The sequence below is a fragment of the Streptomyces sp. N50 genome (assembly GCF_033335955.1).
Lineage (GTDB): Bacteria > Actinomycetota > Actinomycetes > Streptomycetales > Streptomycetaceae > Streptomyces.
Genome location: NZ_CP137549.1, coordinates 5816157 through 5832963, shown reverse-complemented (window position 1 = coordinate 5832963; position 16807 = coordinate 5816157). Strand labels below are relative to the sequence as shown.

Below are 16807 nucleotides of genomic sequence, written 5' to 3'. Positions count from 1 at the left end.
GACCGTATGGACGAACACCCCGAATCCGCTCCCGCGCCCGCCGACGCCGGTCAGCCGCTGGACCGGCGGGCCGAGCTGAGCGAGTTCCTGCGCACCCGGCGGGCCCGGCTGAAGCCCGAGGACGTCGGGCTGCCGGACTTCGGGCGGCACCGCAGGGTGCCCGGGCTGCGCCGCGAGGAGCTGGCGCAGCTGGCCGGGGTGTCGGTGGCGTACTACACCCGCCTGGAGCAGGGCAACGGCCGGAACGTGTCGGCGGAGGTCCTCGACGCGATCGCCCGCGCGCTGCGTCTGTCCAACGCCGAGTCCTCGCACCTCACCCACCTCGCGAAGCCGAAGCAGCACAAGAAGAAGACGTCGACCCCCACCCAGCAGGTGCGGACGCCACTACGGCAGCTGCTCGACACGATCGACACGATCCCGGCGTACATCACGGGCCGCCGCACGGACATCCTGGTGTGGAACCGGATGGCCGCGGCCGTCTTCGGCGACTGGTCCGAGCTGCCGCCGCAGGAGCGGAACTGGGCCCGGCTGGTGTTCCTGCGGCCCGAGTACCGGGACCTGTTCGTGGACTGGGAGCAGAAGGCGACGGACATCGTCAGCATGCTGCGGATGGACGCGGGCTTCTGCCCGGACGACCCGCGGCTGTCCGCGCTGGTCGGCGAACTCTCCGTGAAGAGCGAGGAGTTCAGGCGCCTGTGGGCCACGCACGACGTCAAGGAGAAGACCTACGGCGTCAAGCGCCTCCACCACCCCCTGGTCGGCGACCTCACCCTCCACTTCGAGGGCTTCCACCTCAGCGACGGCTCCGACCAGGCCCTGATCACCTACCACGCGGAGCCCGGCTCGCCATCGGCCGACGCCCTGCGCCTGCTGGCGAGCTGGGGCACGGACGCGACCCGCGCGGGCACCTCGGCCCAGCGCCCCGACCTCACTCCGTGACGCCGAGGTCCGCCCGCATCAGCCGCCGCATCGCGGCCAGCCGCGGCTCGGCCTCCTTGAGATCCAGCAGGGCCTCCTCAGCGCTCTCGCCGTCCCGGGCGAGGCCGCGGTCCAGACGTTTTACGACGGCGTCGACCCCGGCGAGCACCTGGTTCACCGAGCGGGACGCGTCCAGGATCCGCTCGGGCACGACCATCTGCGCCTCGGCGTAACGGTCCCGGTAGTCCCGCCGCGCCTCCTCCAGCTGGTCGCGCTCCAGCTCGGTGTAGACCCCGTCACGGATGCGGTGCAGGGCGTCCTTGAGCAGCGTGTGGAACTGCCGCGAGGCCCGGTTCATCGCCGTATACGCGTCCCGCCGCTCCTCCAACCGCCGTACCCGCTCGGCGACTTGGGCCTCCTCCGTGCGCTGCCGGGCGGTGAGGCGCTGGCTGAGGACGGGGGCGAAGAGGGTGCCGAGCACGCCGACGACGGCGGTGATCATGGCGGTGACGGCGGCGGTCATGGGGCCAGGAAAACACGGACGGCCCGCCGGAAGGTGAACTTCCGGCGGGCCGCCCGCCACTCGACTCAGCGCGTTCTGCGGCTCACTTGCCGTAGTACGCGTTGTAGATCGAGATCGTCGACTTGTTGCCCTTCTTGTCGGCGATCTTCGCGTGGAACGAAATGGCCTTGCCCTTGGCCGGGTTGGTGACGGTGATCCTGCCGTTGACGACGTTGACCTTCTTCCAGGTCTGGCCGTAGTCGTACGACACCCACACACCCAGGGACTTGAGGTTGCGGCCGGCTGCCGCGCCCTCGACGGTGACCGGGATCGTCGCCTTCTTGCCGGCGGCGACACGGCTGTCCAGGCCGGTCGTCGCGTTGAACCGGGCCGTGGAGACCGGGAGTTGGGCCACGCCTGAGCCGGTCGGCTTCTTCGAGGAGAACGTCCAGCTCGCGTCGATCCGGGTGGACGCGGCGGCGACCTTGACGCTCCGGATGACCGAAGTGGTCAGCTTGTACGAGGCGTTGGCGGCCGGGACCTTGAACACGCCCTCGCCGAGCAGCGGGTCCTGGTTGGAGCCCACCTTCGTGCCGTTGCGGTACAGGGTCGTGTTGACCGAGGTGAACAGCGACGAGCCCGCGTGCTGCGCGGAGTCGGCGAACAGCGGCACGATCCCGGAGATCTCGTTGCCGTCGCGGTACACGCCGTAGACGTCGTCGAGGTGCGGGCCGAAGACCGCCGTGTTGAAGGTCCTGGTGTACGTCCGGCCGGCCTTGAAGGTCTCCAGGTCGTTCGAGACGTAGAAGGACTCGGAGACCGGGAAGCCGTCCGGGCCGAGCGCGCCGTCCTGCTCGAAGTCCAGCTCCCACTGCACCCCGTTGATGGTGGAGACGTGCAGCGTGCGGGTGCCGGGCAGCGGCTGCGGGAAGGTGGAGGCGGAGGCGCCCCCGCCGCCGTCGGGCAGGTAGCCGAAGGCGTAGAACAGACCGGTCTTGCCACTCGCCGCGGCGCCCAGTCGGCCCTTCACCGTGGCGAGTTCACTCGCTTTGTAGTGCTTGGTGTAGCCGGTGGCGAGCTGCTTGACCTTGCCGCCGGTCGTGGTGTCGTACTGCTCGTCGGTGCCCTTGGTGAAGTGCGCGTCCCACTGCTCGGACAGCGAACCGTCGGTGATCTGCGGACCGAGGTGCGCGGAGCGGAAGCCGGCGTACGTATCCAGGAACCAGCCGAAGGAGGCGCCGCCGTCGGACGTCTCGACCGAGTAACCCGGCGCCGCGAAGGACGACTTGGCGGCGGTGTCCGGCACCGTGATGTCGACCGGCTTGGTGGTGCGGGCGTCGATCGTGATCGAGGTGTTCTTGGCGATGTCCAGCTTGGGCTGGGCGATCCAGTCGGCGCCCTTGGTGAAGTCGTCCGGGTCCACGAAGATCCCGGTGTCGAGGAGGTAACCGCCCTTGGGGACACGGACCTTGACGGTGCCCGACGCGTCGTAGGGGGTGAAGTAGCCGCCGGCGCCGAGGCCGGACAGACCCGCCACCGTGGCCGTGTAGTACTTCGCCGGGGTGCCGTCACGGTTGATGAACTTCAACGTGAGGTCGTACGACTGCACTTCGCGCACCACGGCCGCGGCCGTCCGCACGCTCTGCCCGCCGCCCGTGGCCGTCACGTACGCGGAGTACGCGCCGTCGAGCGTGCCGCCGAGCTTGGTGTTCACGGTCAGGCCGACCGCGGCCGTGCCGCCCGCCGGTACGGTCACCGACGTCTTGTCGAGCTTGAAGAAGCCCGAAGGAGCCGCCTGGCCCTTGGGGTTGGTGGCGGTCGCGGTGAGCTTGAGGGTGACGGCCGCGGTGCCGAGGTTGCGGTAGGTGATCTGTTTGGTGACCGGGGTGTCGTCGGTGTGCGGCCACTGCTGGACGCCGAAGCTCTCCGACACCGGGTCGGCGATGACGCTCTGCTTGATGGCCTTGTCCACGGCGATCCGGCCCGAACCCTGCTCGAACGGCGTGTAGTTGCCGCCCTTCGCGGACCCGGTGAGCGCGCCCTTCAGCTCGGCGTAGCCCCAACTCGGGTGCTCCTGCTTGAGGATGGCGGCCGCACCGGCGACATGCGGGGTCGCCATCGACGTACCCGAGATGGTCAGGTAGCCGGGCGGGTTCTCGCCGACCTCCTTGTCGATGACACTGCCCGGGGCCGCGGCGGCGGTGATGTCGACGCCCGGTGCGGTGACGTCCGGCTTGATGGCGCCGTCGCCGACGCGCGGGCCGGTGGAGGAGAAGTCGGCGAGCTTGTCGTTGCCGTCGACCGCGCCGACCGTGATGGCCGCGTCCGCGCTGCCGGGCGAACCGATCGACTGGGGGCCCTCGTTGCCCGCGGCGATCGCGAACAGGATGCCCTTCTCGGCGGAGAGCTTGTTGACCTCCGCCTCCAACGGGTCGATCCCCGGGGTGTCCTGGCCGCCGAGGCTCAAGTTGACGATGTCGGCGCCCTGCCCGGCCGCCCACTCCATGCCGGCGAGGATGCCGGAGTCGTCACCTGAACCGTTGTCGTCCAGGACCTTGCCGTTGAGGATCTTCGCGTCGGGCGCGACACCCTTGTACTTGCCGTGCGACTTGGCGCCGGTGCCCGCCGCGATGGACGCGACATGCGTGCCGTGCCCGAAGTGGTCGTTCGCGTCGGTGGCCGTGGAGAAGTTCTTGGACTCGATGACCTGGGTCTTCAGGTCGGGGTGATCGGCGTCGACTCCCGTGTCCAGTACGGCGATCTTGACGCCCTTGCCCGTGTAGCCGGCCGCCCACGCCTTCGGGGCGCCGATCTGCGGCACCGACTTGTCGAGGCTGGCCCTGCGGACGCCGTCGAGCCAGACGTGCGCGATACCGGCGGCCGACTTGTCGCCGTCGGTGACGGCCTTCCACAGCTCCGGGGCGTCCTGCTGCGGGGTCTGCACGGCGTCGGCGTTCAGCGTCTTCAGGGACTGGCGCAGCCTGCCCGCGTCCCGGACGTCGGCCTTGGTCGCGGTGGCGGCGCCCTGGTAGCCGACGATGACCTTCAGGCCGGCCTTCTGGGAGGCGCGCTCCGCCGACTTGTTGAGCTCGGTGACGTCGAAGAGCCGCTGGTCGAGCTTGCCGGACGCGATGAGCTGGGCCGCGTCGACGGGTATGACGAGCGTGTGCCCGTCGAGCTTGCGGACCTGAACCGGTATGTGTTCACGGCCCTTTGCCGGCTTCAGACCGGCGACCCGGCCCTTCGCGTCGACGGTGACGCGGTCGCCGGTGATCAGGGTGATGTGGTGGTCGCCCTTGAGCCGGGCCTGTGCGGCACCGGTCTGTGCGGCGGTGAGTTGTGCGGCACCGGCCGCGCGCTGTTCGGGTTTCGCCGACGCCGGGGTGGTCATTCCGGCGGCGAGGGCGACTGCGGCGGACGCGGCGACGGTGGCCGCGCACGCTCTCTTCACGTGTCTGCGCAAGGCTCCCCCTGGAGCTGAGGTACCGGGCGAATTCCCCGTTCACCCGACCGGGGGAAAGCTCGCACACACGTGCGTGACACCCCCCGGAATACGCAGTATGCCGAGGGGTGATCACGCGCTCAAGAGATGAGAGGAGGGTAAGAAAGCGCAGCCGTGAACTGTTACGCCGTCGCCCGGACTCCGTTACCCAGTCGACGGGTGAAGCCCGCGCGAACTCCGCTAAGGGCTCCGCCGGAAACCCTGAACTTCCTTGCGCGGCAACCGAGTTACTTCGACGCGGCGTTCTCCTTCACCGTGATCTTGCCCTTGCGGATGGTGGCGAGACGCGGCGCCTTCTTCGCGATGGCGGAGTCGTGGGTGACCATGATGAAGGTCAGCCCGTGCTCCTTCCACATGCGCTCCAGTACGTCCATGATCTCGTCGCGCATCGACTCGTCGAGGTTGCCGGTCGGCTCGTCCGCGAGGAGCACCTTGGGCTGCTTGACGAGCGCGCGGGCGATGGCGACGCGCTGCTGCTGTCCTCCGGACATCTCGCCGGGGAGGTGGCCGAGGCGCTCACCGAGGCCGACCGACTTCAGTGCCTCGGCGGCTCGTTCGCGGCGCTCCTTCGCCTTGGTGCCCAGGGGCACGAGGGCGGTCTCGACGTTCTCCTGGGCGGTGAGCGTCGGGATCAGGTTGAAGGACTGGAACACGAAGCCGATGTTCTCGCTGCGGACCTTGGTGAGCTTGGCCTCGGAGAGTTTCGCCAAGTCGATGCCGTCCAGGACGATTTCGCCCGCGGTGGGGCGGTCGAGGGCGCCGATCATCTGGAGGAGGGTGGACTTGCCGCCGCCGGTCGGGCCCTGGATGACCAGGCGGTCGCCGTCGCCGATCGTGAGGTCGATGCCGTCGAGGGCGTGGACGGTTTCCTTGCCTCGTGAGTAGAGCTTGGTGACGCCTCTTAGTTCGTACACGGTGTAACTCCTGGGGAAGTGAAGGGGGTTGGGCGCCGTCAGTCGTCTGCGGGTCCGTCGTGGCTGGTCGCGCAGTTCCCCGCGCCCCTGAAGGGCGCGCTGCACGCCGACCACGACGGACCCGTACCGATGCTCGCTACTCGACTCTGCGCAGGGCGTCCGCCGGACGGAGTCGCGACGCTCGCCAGCCGCCGAAGGCGCCCGCGATCAGGCCGCCCGCCACCGCGAGGCCTACCGCGAGGGCGATGGTGGTGGCGTTGACCGGGGCGGTGAGGGCTACGTCGAGGGTCTTGGCCGCGGCCTGACGGCCGCCGCCGAAGCCACCGCCGCCACCGGGGCCGCCGCCCGCGCGGCCGCCACCACCGGTGCTGCCCAGGGAGGCCGACAGGGTCGGGCTGATCGCGGTCACGACGTACGCGCCCGCCAGGCCGAGCGCGATACCGAGGACACCGCCGACCAGACCGTTGACGACGGCCTCGCCCACCACCTGCCGGGTCACCCGGCCGGACTTCCAGCCGAGCGCCTTCAGCGTGCCGAACTCCCGCACCCGGCGCGAGACCGCGGAGGAGGTGAGCAGCCCGGCGACCAGGAACGCGGCGATCAGGACCGCGATCGACAGCCACTTGCCGACGCTGGTGGCGAGGGAGGAGGCGGTGGACAGGGACCCGGAGACGGTGTCGGCGAGATCGGCGGACGTGGTGACCGTCGTACCGGAGACATTGCTCGTGATGGTCTTCTTGACGGCCGAGATCTGCTTGGAGTCGGTCGCCTTGACGTAGATCGTGGTGACCTTGTTCTTGTCACCGCTCAGGGTCTGCGCCTGCGTCAGCGGGACGTACAGGTTGGCCGCCGCGTCACCGCTCGTCGCGGTGGCGATGCCGATGACCTTGTACTTGACGCTCTTGATCGTGACCGTCGAACCGACCTTGAGCTTCTTCTCCTTGGCGTACGCCGAGTCGGCGACGACGACCTTGGAGTTGGCCTCGGCGGTGGTGAACGTACGGCCGCTGGTGATCTTCGAGGAGGTCAGCGGGCCGAGCGCGGGCTTGGTGACGTCCGTGCCGTAGACCGAGTACGAGTTGATGTTGAAGTTGGCGCCGCCACCGGTGACTTCGCCCTGCGGCGCGCCGGTGCCGCCGCCGCGGTTGCCGCCGCCCCCGGTGCCGCTCCCCTGGTTCTGCTGGAACTGGCCGCGGGTGAACTGCCCGTCGACCTTGACGACGTTGAGGCTCAGCCCGCCGACCGCGTCGGAGACGCCCTTCTGCCCCGCCACCTTGGTGACGGTGCTGGAGGCCAGCGTGGTGAAGCCCTGGACCATGACGCGGTCGCTGCTCTGCGTCTTGCTGTCGCCGTTGTTGTTGGCGTCGAACTGGAACCGCGGCTGCTGCGAACCGCTGGCCGTGGGCGTGGCCGCCTTGGTGACGGTCATGTCCGTACCGAGTCCGTACAGCGACTGGAGGACCTTGTCCTGTGCCTTCCCCATGCCGGAGGACACGGAGTTGACCACGATGACCAGCGCAATGCCCAGTGCGAGGCCGGAGGCGACGACGAGGGCCGCTTTTCTGCGGCGGCGCAACTCGCGCCTCAGGTAGGTGAAGAACATGGCCCGCAAGCTAGGTACGGCGCGTGATGATGCCATAAGGCCGACATAAGAGAACGATGAGAAGGCTGTCCGTGGCCAAAGAATGAGCCCACGCAGGGCTGTCAATGGGGTTGCGCTCTCTACCGTTTTACGGCGTTTACGGCGCCGACCCGCGCCCATCGCGGGTATCCGCGTTGCCGTACGCGATGTGCTGGTGTGATGATTTCACCCATGTCCGATCACGGGGGAAACGACATGGGGAACGGCGGGGCGACCAGCGGGGAGACCGGGGGCGTACGACGGTCCCGGCTGCTGGACTACGCGGAGATGAGCGAGGCGGGTCCACCTACCGCACCTGTCGGCGACTCCGAGCCCCTGATCAGCGACGATTCCGTGGCCCGCGAGCGGCATGAATCCGCCGTGCTGCTGGGCGAGTTCCGCCGCACGGCGGTATTGGTCCCCACGGACTCGGACAACGCACCCCTGGTCGGTGATTTCGGCGGTATCCGGTGGATCTACGCGTTTTCGAACGAGTCGGCGTTGGCGAGGTTCGCGATCGCGAGGGGTGAAGGCGGGCGCGAGTGGCCGTATCAACGGCTGCTGGGAGCCCGCCTGTTGGACGCGGCGGTACCGGCTGTGAGTGCGGTGGGTGTGCCGTGCGGAGTGGCGCTGGATGTGGGCACCGAGGGCGAAGGGGCGCTGTTTCCACCGGTGTTGGGGATCGTGCCGGAGGCGGCGGCGGTGGACGCGGAGGCAGACGCGGAGGAGATACGGGGATGAGCGGGGACGCGGGTGAGGACATCAGGGCGACCGGGCTCGACGAGATAGCGCGGGGGATCACCCTGGTGCTGGGCGAGTTGAAGGACCTGGGCATCGACAGCCTGGCGGGCGCGGGCCGCGGCTTCTCCGAACTCGCCCTTTCCGGACTGGAGTTGGGCAACGAGGAGTTGCTCTCCGGTTTCACATCGTTCTGCGAACGCTGGGAGTGGGGCGTGCGCGCGCTGGTGAACGAGGGCAACAACTTCGCTGCGGGCGTGGGACTTTCGGCGGGCACGCTGTACGAGACCGACCAGTACGTCCAGGGCACGATGAAGATCGTGGCGAACGCGGGGATGGGCAACCCGTACGCGTCGGAGGACGAGGTCACCCGGCAGAGCTGGGGCGACCTGGTGCGCAACAACGAGTACACGGGCGGCGTCGACTTCAGCGCGGAGTCCATGGACAAGGCGCTGGACAACAGCGGGCAGGCGTACAAGGACGCGGCGCGGGACGTGATGACCTCGCACACCCTGAGCCCACTGGGCCCGGGCCTCAACCCGGCGAACCTGGCGAGCGCGGCGGGGCTGAGCGGTGACGAGTACAACGCCATGCTCGACGGCCCGTTGGGCCCGTCACCGGAGGAACGCGCGAAGGCGGCCGAGACTCAGCAGGGCGGGGACGCGGGCTGATGGGCATCGGCGATCTGGTCGACTCCGGCCTGGGCAAGGTCGGCGAGGTGGTCGACAAGGGCAAGAAGCTCACGGGCGAGCTGGTCGACGAGGGCACGAACGCCGCCGGCGACGCGCTGGACAAGGTCGGCGCCCACGGCCTCGCGGACAAGGTCGAGAACGCGGGCGACCGCATCGCCTCGGACCTGGGCGCGACCCCGGCCGAGCAGCAACTCGGCCAGAGCGACCAGCCGAAGGACCTGCTCCACGGCGACGCGAAGGCGATCCGCGCGACGGCCAAGCACCTGACCGACTTCTACACCGCGTTCGACAGGGTCGGCGACGGCATGCGCAAGCTCGACTCGTCGTCCTGGCAGGGCGAGGCGGCCGAGGCGTTCCGCAAGAAGTTCGCGATGCACCCCACGAAGTGGCTCCAGGCGGCGGACGCCTGCGACGCGGCGGGCCAGGCGCTGTCGTCGTACGCGGAGACGGTGGAGTGGGCGCAGGGGCAGGCGCGGGACGCGATCGACCTGTACGGGCCGGGCAAGGAGGCGTCCGACGCCTACAAGGCCGACCTGAAGAAGGACGACGGGGGCAAGCAACAGGAGCCGTCGACCGACCCGGGCGCAGCCGCCGTGGAACGCGCCCACGAGATCCTGAACGAGGCCCGCCGCCAACGCGACGCGGCCGCCCGCACGGCCGCGGGCGCGGTCCGCAAGGCCCTCGCCCACGCCCCCGCCGCACCACCCCCGCTCACCCGGCTGAAGGCGGACGCGGTCGACGGCTACCAGGCCGTCAACACGGAGATCCTGCACTTCGACGCCGGGGTGGTGAAGGGCACGGCGGGCATCCTCACCTTCGCCCGCGGCCTCAACCCGATGGACCCGTACAACATCACGCACCCGGCGGCGTACGTCCAGAACGTCAACATGACGCTGGCAGGCCTGGTTTCGACAGCCGCGCACCCTGAACGGGCCGCGAAGACGATGCTGGACGACTTCATGAAGGACCCGTCGGAGGGGACGGGGCGGCTGCTGCCGAACCTGTTCGGGGACGGGGCGGGGCTGGAGGCCGCGTTCGGGCGGGCCGCGCTCAAGGAGGGGATGGAGAGCGCGGTCGAGACGGGGGTGCGGGGGTCGGCGAAGGACGCGGCGGGGGATGCGGCGGGCGCTGGGCGGAAGGGCGCGACGGAGAACCCCGAGGGCGTCAGCCGGCAGCCGAACGAGACTGTTTGCGAGGGCGACCCCGTAGACGTCGCGACCGGCCGAATGGTGCTACCGCAGACTGACGTCTCGCTTCCGGCCCATCTGCCGCTGGTCCTCAAGCGCCGTTTCGAGTCCTCCTACGAGCTCGGCCGCTGGTTCGGGCCGTCGTGGTCCTCCACCCTCGACCAACGCCTTGAGATCGACTCCGAAGGCGTCGTCTTCGTCACTGAGGACGGTCTCCTGCTGGCCTACCCGCATCCCGCCCCCGGTCTCCCCACCCTGCCCACCCACGGCCCGCGCTGGCCTCTGGACCGCACCGACGGCGGCTACACCGTCACCGACCCGCAGACGCGTCGGGTGTGCCACTTCACCGACCGCACCGCATCCCTGTCGGTCCTGGAACAGATCGACGACCACAACGGCAACTGGATCACCTTCGAGTACGACACCGACGGCGTTCCGCTGACAGTCGTCTCCAACGGCGGCTACCACGTCCGCATCACCACGCAGGCGGGCCGGATCACCGCGTTCCATCTGGCGGCCACCAGCCAGGAGTTGAAGCGCTATGACTACACCGACGGTCACCTGACCCAGGTCGTCAACTCGTCCGGACGCCCTCTGCGCTACACGTACGACGACGCCGGCCGTATCACCTCGTGGACGGACACCAACGATCACAGCTACACCTACGAGTACGACGGCCAGGGCCGCTGTGTCTCCCAGGGAGGATCCGCAGGGCACTTGACTCGGCGCATCACCTACGACGGCACCGCGCCGGACACCGATGTGCGGGTCACGACCACGGCCACCGCAGACGGTCACATCCGCCGCTTCTTCGTCAATGACGCATGCCAGGTGGTGGCCGAAGCCGACCCGCTCGGCGCCGTCACCCGTTACCGGCGTGATCGCTACAACCGCCTGCTCTCCGAGACCGATCCCCTGGGCCACACCGCGTCGTTCCGCTACGACGAGACCGGCAACCTCCTCGTCGCCGCCCGCCCGGACCGACGCGAGGCGAAAGCCGAGTACAACGACCTCGGTCTGCCGGTGAAGGTGGTGAACCCGGACGGCACGGTCTGGCATCAGACGTTCGACGAGCGCGGGAACAGAACGTCGCTGACCGCCCCCACAGGCCGGACCACACGCTTCTCCTACGACGACGCCGGCCATCTCACGACTGTCACCGACCCGCTCGGCCATGTGACCTCGGTCCGCCACGACCGGGCCGGACTCCCTGTCTCGATCACCGATCCGCTCGGGGCGACCACGACATACGAACGAGACGCCTTCGGCCGGCCGGTGGTGGTCACGGACCCCACGGGGTCGGTGAGCCGCATGGAGTGGACGGTCGAAGGCCGCCTGACCCGCCGCACCGCTCCCGACGGCACAACCGAGTCATGGACGTACGACGGCGAGGGCAACTGCACCACTCACACCGACCCGCTGGGCGGCGTCTCCCGCTTCGAGTACACCCACTTCGACCTGCTCAGCGCCCGCACCGGCCCCGACGGTGTCCGCCACGAATTCGAGTACGACACAGAACTACGCCTGACGAGGGTCATCAACCCGCAGGGTCTGCCGTGGACATACGAGTACGACCCGGCCGGGCGTCTCGTCGGGGAAACGGATTTCGACGACCGCGCCGTCACCTATGCCTACGACACAGCGGGCCGTCTGATCTCCCGCACGAACGCGCACGGCCAGACGGTGACCTTCGAGCGCGACGCGCTCGGGCAAGTGGTACGCAAAGACGTGGCCGGGCAACTGACCACGTACGCCTATGACTTGACGGATCAGCTGGCACAGGCGACAGGACCTGACGGTACGACGGTGACCGTGCTGCGAGATCGCTTCGGGCGGGTGCGCTCGGAGACGGTCGACGGCCGGGCGGTGACTTACGAGTACGACGAGCTCGGCCGCCGCACGGGCCGCACCACGCCGAGCGGGTCACGGTGCACTTGGTCGTACGACGCCGCCGGCAACCGAGTGGACATGGTGACGTCCGGCCGTCGGATCGACTTCACGTATGACGAGGCAGGTCGCGAACTGACCCGCCACATAGGCGAGATGGTGACGCAGACGCATGCCTACGACGCCTCGGGCCACCTGACCGAGCAATCCGTGGCGGGTGTCGCCGGTCGCAGGATCCAGCACCGCGCCTACACGTACCGCGCCGACGGCAACCTGACCGGGATCGACGACCACCTCTCCGGAGCACGCAGCTTCGACCTGGACACGGTGGGCCGGGTCACAGCGGTACACGCGGCGAACTGGACCGAGTCGTACGCGTACGACGAGGCAGGCAACCAGACTCGGGCCTCTTGGCCGACGGCCCACCCCGGTCAGGAGGCGCGAGGCGAACGCGAGTACGCGGGCACCCGTGTCACTCGCGCGGGCAACGTCCGCTACGAGCACGACGAACTCGGCCGCATGATCCTGCGCCAGAAGTCCCGCCTGTCACGCAAACCTGACACCTGGCGCTACGAATGGGACGGTGAGGATCGCCTGACGGCAGTCACCACCCCTGACGGGACCCGTTGGCGCTACACCTACGATCCGTTGGGCCGCCGCACGGCGAAACTTCGTCTGGGTCACCGAGGAGAGACGGTGGTCGAGCGGGTCGACTTCACCTGGGACGGGACAACGCTCTGCGAAGAGACCACCACGTCCCCGGAGTTGCCCCATCCGGTCACACTTACCTGGGACCACCAGGGCCTGCGTCCCATCGCCCAGACCGAGCGCATCACGGCAGCCGGCGCACCGCAGGAAGAGATCGATTCCCGCTTCTTCGCCATCGTCACCGATCTCGTCGGAACTCCCAGCGAACTCGTCGACGAAGACGGTGAGATCGCCTGGCGCACTCGCAACACCCTGTGGGGCAATACCGCTTGGGCTGCCGACAGCACCGCCTACACACCCCTCCGCTTCCCGGGCCAGTACTACGACCCCGAAACGGGACTCCACTACAACTACTTCCGCCACTACGACCCCGAAACAGCGCGCTATGTCACGCCTGACCCTCTCGGACTGTCGCCGGCCCCCAACCCTCTGGCCTATGTCCTCAATCCGCACATCTGGGTCGACCCGTTCGGTCTGAAGTGCCCTGACCTGCCCGAGGGTCACACCTCGCAGCCGGCGTTCACCAAGGACCCGTACAACAAGAATGTCGTGGATCAGCGCATTCAGGAAATGCGCGACCTGTATGGGATCAAGGAGCCCCCTCCCGCTGCGTCCAGCAGCATGATCGGCGCCAACGGCACTCAAGTGACGAGCAAGACGATGTGGAACCACGGTCCATACCGCATTGACGTCGAGAACCCCAATCCCGGGCAGCGTGCCGGGCAGTTGCACTTCCAGGACCAGAGCAACCCCACGGCGAAGTACCAGTACAATTTCAGCACCGAAAAGTTCGACGGGCTGCCACGTTCCATCGAGAAGGAAATAGGCAGGAACCCTGGATTCCAGGCAGGAATCGACAAGGGTCTGAGAATACTGGGAGAAGGATGACCATGAGAATGAATGCCAGGATGTCCGAATCCTTTGAGGCGATCGACCGCACCGCCCGGGAAGAGGACGTACCGGACCCGTTCCGTGCCATCGTCCGTGCCGGCTGGACTTCGGAAGGCGATGCACTGCTCCTGAGTGCCCTGCATTTCGGCTACTCCGGTACACCGCTCCCAGAATTCGGTGACGTCATCCACTACGAGGCCAGCGTGAACGGCCGCGGCATGATGGACTACGACATCCCGGAGTCGGATCCGGAAAGGCACAAGACACTCCTGCGCCGCTCCCTCGGCTACGCCTGCACCGCCCTTCTGGAAGTGCCGGGGAATTGTCCATGGCCGATGTTCGGGTACATCTCCCTGTCCGAGGGAGGCTTGGAGGACGACCTCCTCACCGCGCATGTGACGTTCTGTTCCGCACGCCCAGGGCTACCTCCCTATGTGGACGACATGGATTCCTACAAGCACGAGGCACTGCTGGAGGTTTCCCAGGATGACGCGAAGGCCCTGCTCAGGAAGTCCGGCGCTCAATCTCGATGAGGTCGAAGAAGTGTGCTCGACCAGGGGTTCCTCAACTGGTCGAGGAGTTCAGGCGTCTTCGGCGGATGCCGGGTTCGTGAGTGGTAGGAACTCGGGGAGTCCAGACCCGCCCTCGCTCAGATGCTCAAGAGCCGAAGCGAACGAATAGCAGTCGAAGAGTGCTGAATGTTCCTCGCCCGTCGCGGGCTTCGGAAGGCCCAGGTCCCGCCACAAACGGCCGACGTTGGACGCGGACGTCACCGGTGCGACGGAGTTCAGCCAGGGCCTGATGTTCAGGAAGTGGGCATCCAGGAAGCCGTTCTTGACTTCTTCGCCCCGAGATCGTGCCCAGCCGACGTTTTCGCCTAGGACGACCATGTCGTTGCCGTACGAGAGGACGGACTGGCCCCGGCAGAAACCCAGGAAGTCGCCGAGTGCTTCCGCTGCGGGGAGTCCTTCCCGGTCCAGCGTCTCCTGGTCGATGCCGGTGAGTTCGGTGAAGTAGCCGGACAGTCGGGGATTGACCACCGGGCGGACCAGTGCCTCGTACTCCTCGACGACGGAGCAGTCCTCACGCAGCCGCAGCGCGCCGATCTGCACGATCTCCCGAAGCTGCCCCGGCGCCCCCCAGTCCTGCTCAAGCGCTCCCTGCCATGACGTGAATTCAAGGTCGAACACGACGAACGTACGCAAGGCAGCTCTCCCTCTGGCGCGGATCTCCACCACAGTCTCCGGCAGGGCAACGCCAATCTCCTACCTCCTACCTCCTACGTGCCGGGGCGCCGCAGGAGAACCGTGTGGTGGTCCAAGTCGTCCAGGTGCCCCGTGTGCCCCGTGTGCCCCAAGTGCGCCTCGGGCCGCGGTGGTTCGGGCGCGGCGCGCAGGCCGGCGAACGGGTTGCGCCAGAAGCGGGACCGAGGGGTGCGCCAGTTGCGTCGCAGGGCGATGACGCGCAGGGCGAAAGCGAGGGTGGCGGCGGCCGGGGCCGTCCATTCGTTGAGGAGCTGGAGGTGATGCAGGACGGCGACGCCGCCGGCGCCGACCAGGGCGGGGAGGGCGTACAGATCCCGGTTGGCGCGCAGCAACGGCGGGATCTCCATGGCGAGGACGCTGCTGATGAGCCCGCCGCCGACGGCGGTGACGAAACCCAGGGTGGCGGCGGCCTCAGGGTTCAGTCCGTACGCGAACGCCTTCGTCGCGCCGGTGACGCTGAACAGGCCCAGGGCCGCCGCGTCGAAGAGGTCGAACGCCCGCTCCCGATGCTGCAGGCGCGCGCTGTAGAAGACCACCAGGCCGCCGACGATCGGAGCGCAGAAATACCCGGGGTCACTGAAGGCCACCGGGCGTACGCCTATCACCAGATCCCGGAAGACCCCGCCGCCGAGACCGACGGCTTCCGCGAGCATCACCACGCCGAAGATGTCGAAGTCCTTTCGGACCCCCAGAAAGGCACCCGATAAGGCAAAGGCCAGGATGCCCACCAGGTTCATCACATACTGCACGGCACCTATCACGCCTTCGAACGACATCCGCGCGCTCCTGTCCTTGCGGCACCGTCTGCGTGCATAGTGCGTCAACCCGCTTGCACACAGCGAAAGTTACCCATGAGTTTCACCCGGGTGAATCGGCCGGGGCGGTCGGCGGCCCTCGCACTCCAGAGCCCGGAAACAGTCGTGGATATCTTGGCCGATGAGCTGGCCTGCGGTGACCGATCGACCCCTCGGCGGTGCGTGAGTAACGTAACGGCGGTCGTAGACAACCGACTTGGGCCCTTGAACCGTTGCGTCTTTCCGACCTTTCAGGGAATCGCTTCCTTTGACGCCTTTGATGAATCGGCACCACCGGCGAGAGGACCTCCAGCCATGGCACCAGCCGAGCGGCAGCACCTGACGGGCAAGGGACGCGCGGCGATCGACGCGTTTCTGCGTGACCGGGGAGCTGACGGGATGCCCCATCCCGGCGGCACGTTGCTGGCCCATCTGGGCCGTGTTCAGGGGCTGTTGGCGGACTGGGGAGCGGATGCCGTCGTCCAGACCGCGGGGCTGTGCCACGCGACGTACGGTACGGACGGCTTCGCACCGGCGCTGCTGCCCCTCTCCGACCGGGCCACGCTCGCCGCGCTGATCGGTGAACGGGCGGAGGAACTGGTCTACCTCTACGCCAGCTGTGACCGCGGCGCGGTCTACCCTCGCGTCGACGGCACCACGGAGTTCGCGTTCCGGGACCGCTTCACCGGCCGCGAACTCAGCCCGCCCGCCGACCAGTTGCGGGCGTTCTTCGACATCACGGCCGCCAACGAACTGGACGTACTGGCCCACAACACCGAACTGGCCGAGCGCTACGGCCCAGCCCTGCACGCCCTCCTCACCCGCGCGGGCACCCTGCTCTCCCCCGCCGCCCGAGAGGCCGTGGCCCGGCAACTGGGCTGAGTCGGCTCCGCTCGCCTCAACACTCCTTTGCGGTAAGGCTGTTGAGATCGTCCTCCACCTCGCACCACACCGTCTTGCGATCCGCCCCCTGCTCCACGCCCCACCGCCGAGCCAGCGCGTCAAGTAACGCCATCCCCCTGCCGTGTTCGTCCGTCGCGGTCGCCCGGAGCAGCAGGGGCAAAGCGCGTGGGTCCGGATCGGTGACCTCGATACGCGTGTGGCCGTCGGCGGTGCCGAGGACTCTGACGGTCACCGGGGTTCCCTCGCCGATGTGGTCGATCACGTTCGTCACCAACTCCGTTGCGC

13 protein-coding genes are annotated in these 16807 nt (G+C 68.3%); 6 read left to right on the top strand and 7 right to left on the bottom strand.

The genetic code is table 11. The features are described 5' to 3' along the window. Window positions 1-6: 6 nt before the first annotated feature. Window positions 7-939, top strand: a complete 933-nt coding sequence (locus R2B38_RS26355; protein ID WP_318018451.1) for a helix-turn-helix transcriptional regulator — start codon at window positions 7-9, stop codon at window positions 937-939. On the opposite strand, the gene R2B38_RS26350 is transcribed toward R2B38_RS26355, so the two are convergent. The 4 genes from R2B38_RS26350 to R2B38_RS26335 form a co-directional block, all read right to left on the bottom strand. Then, the gene (locus R2B38_RS26350) at window positions 929-1441 is read right to left on the bottom strand and encodes a hypothetical protein (RefSeq protein WP_318018450.1); all 513 of its coding nucleotides are present in this window, start codon (window positions 1439-1441) and stop codon (window positions 929-931) included. The two genes, R2B38_RS26355 and R2B38_RS26350, sit on opposite strands and share 11 nt — an antisense overlap. A gap of 82 nt (window positions 1442-1523) precedes the next feature. Further along, a complete protein-coding gene (locus R2B38_RS26345) occupies window positions 1524-4871 on the bottom strand; it encodes a S8 family peptidase (protein ID WP_318018449.1) in 3348 nt (1115 codons plus the stop codon). Between the two features lie 278 nt (window positions 4872-5149). Beyond that, complete coding sequence (locus R2B38_RS26340; RefSeq protein ID WP_318018448.1) at window positions 5150-5836, bottom strand: ABC transporter ATP-binding protein; 687 nt, start codon at window positions 5834-5836, stop codon at window positions 5150-5152. A gap of 136 nt (window positions 5837-5972) precedes the next feature. Beyond that, entirely contained in the window at window positions 5973-7439 is a 1467-nt protein-coding gene (locus R2B38_RS26335) for an ABC transporter permease (RefSeq protein ID WP_318018447.1), read from the bottom strand. Between the two features lie 210 nt (window positions 7440-7649). On the opposite strand from R2B38_RS26335, the gene R2B38_RS26330 reads away from it, so the two are divergent. From R2B38_RS26330 to R2B38_RS26315, 4 genes are read left to right on the top strand one after another with little or no spacing between them, the layout of a single operon-like run. Then, window positions 7650-8198: a hypothetical protein gene (locus R2B38_RS26330; RefSeq protein WP_411978498.1), complete on the top strand. Its 549-nt coding sequence runs from the start codon at window positions 7650-7652 to the stop codon at window positions 8196-8198. Then, window positions 8195-8866 (top strand): hypothetical protein, encoded by a 672-nt coding sequence (locus R2B38_RS26325; RefSeq protein WP_318018446.1) that lies wholly within the window; start codon window positions 8195-8197, stop codon window positions 8864-8866. The genes R2B38_RS26330 and R2B38_RS26325 overlap by 4 nt, the downstream gene beginning before the upstream one ends. Next, window positions 8866-13557 carry a putative T7SS-secreted protein gene (locus R2B38_RS26320; RefSeq protein WP_318018445.1) on the top strand — a complete coding sequence of 1564 codons (4692 nt, stop codon included), beginning with the start codon at window positions 8866-8868 and terminating at the stop codon, window positions 13555-13557. Before R2B38_RS26325 ends, R2B38_RS26320 begins: the two co-directional genes overlap by 1 nt. A gap of 8 nt (window positions 13558-13565) precedes the next feature. Continuing rightward, window positions 13566-14093 (top strand): hypothetical protein, encoded by a 528-nt coding sequence (locus tag R2B38_RS26315; protein WP_318018444.1) that lies wholly within the window; start codon window positions 13566-13568, stop codon window positions 14091-14093. Window positions 14094-14141: 48 nt separating this feature from the next. Here the strand turns inward: R2B38_RS26315 and R2B38_RS26310 are convergent, their stop codons facing one another. Continuing rightward, on the bottom strand, window positions 14142-14765 hold the full coding sequence (locus tag R2B38_RS26310; RefSeq protein WP_318018443.1) for a 3'-5' exonuclease: 624 nt from the start codon (window positions 14763-14765) through the stop codon (window positions 14142-14144). Between the two features lie 74 nt (window positions 14766-14839). Further along, a complete protein-coding gene (locus R2B38_RS26305; protein ID WP_318018442.1) occupies window positions 14840-15601 on the bottom strand; it encodes a trimeric intracellular cation channel family protein in 762 nt (253 codons plus the stop codon). Window positions 15602-15934: 333 nt separating this feature from the next. Here R2B38_RS26305 and R2B38_RS26300 point away from each other — a divergent pair, with 333 nt between their 5' ends. Then, window positions 15935-16501 (top strand): DUF6817 domain-containing protein, encoded by a 567-nt coding sequence (locus R2B38_RS26300; RefSeq protein WP_318018441.1) that lies wholly within the window; start codon window positions 15935-15937, stop codon window positions 16499-16501. 16 nt (window positions 16502-16517) lie between these two features. Here the strand turns inward: R2B38_RS26300 and R2B38_RS26295 are convergent, their stop codons facing one another. Then, window positions 16518-16793, bottom strand: a complete 276-nt coding sequence (locus R2B38_RS26295) for an ATP-binding protein (RefSeq protein WP_318018440.1) — start codon at window positions 16791-16793, stop codon at window positions 16518-16520. Between the last annotated feature and the right edge of the window lie 14 nt (window positions 16794-16807).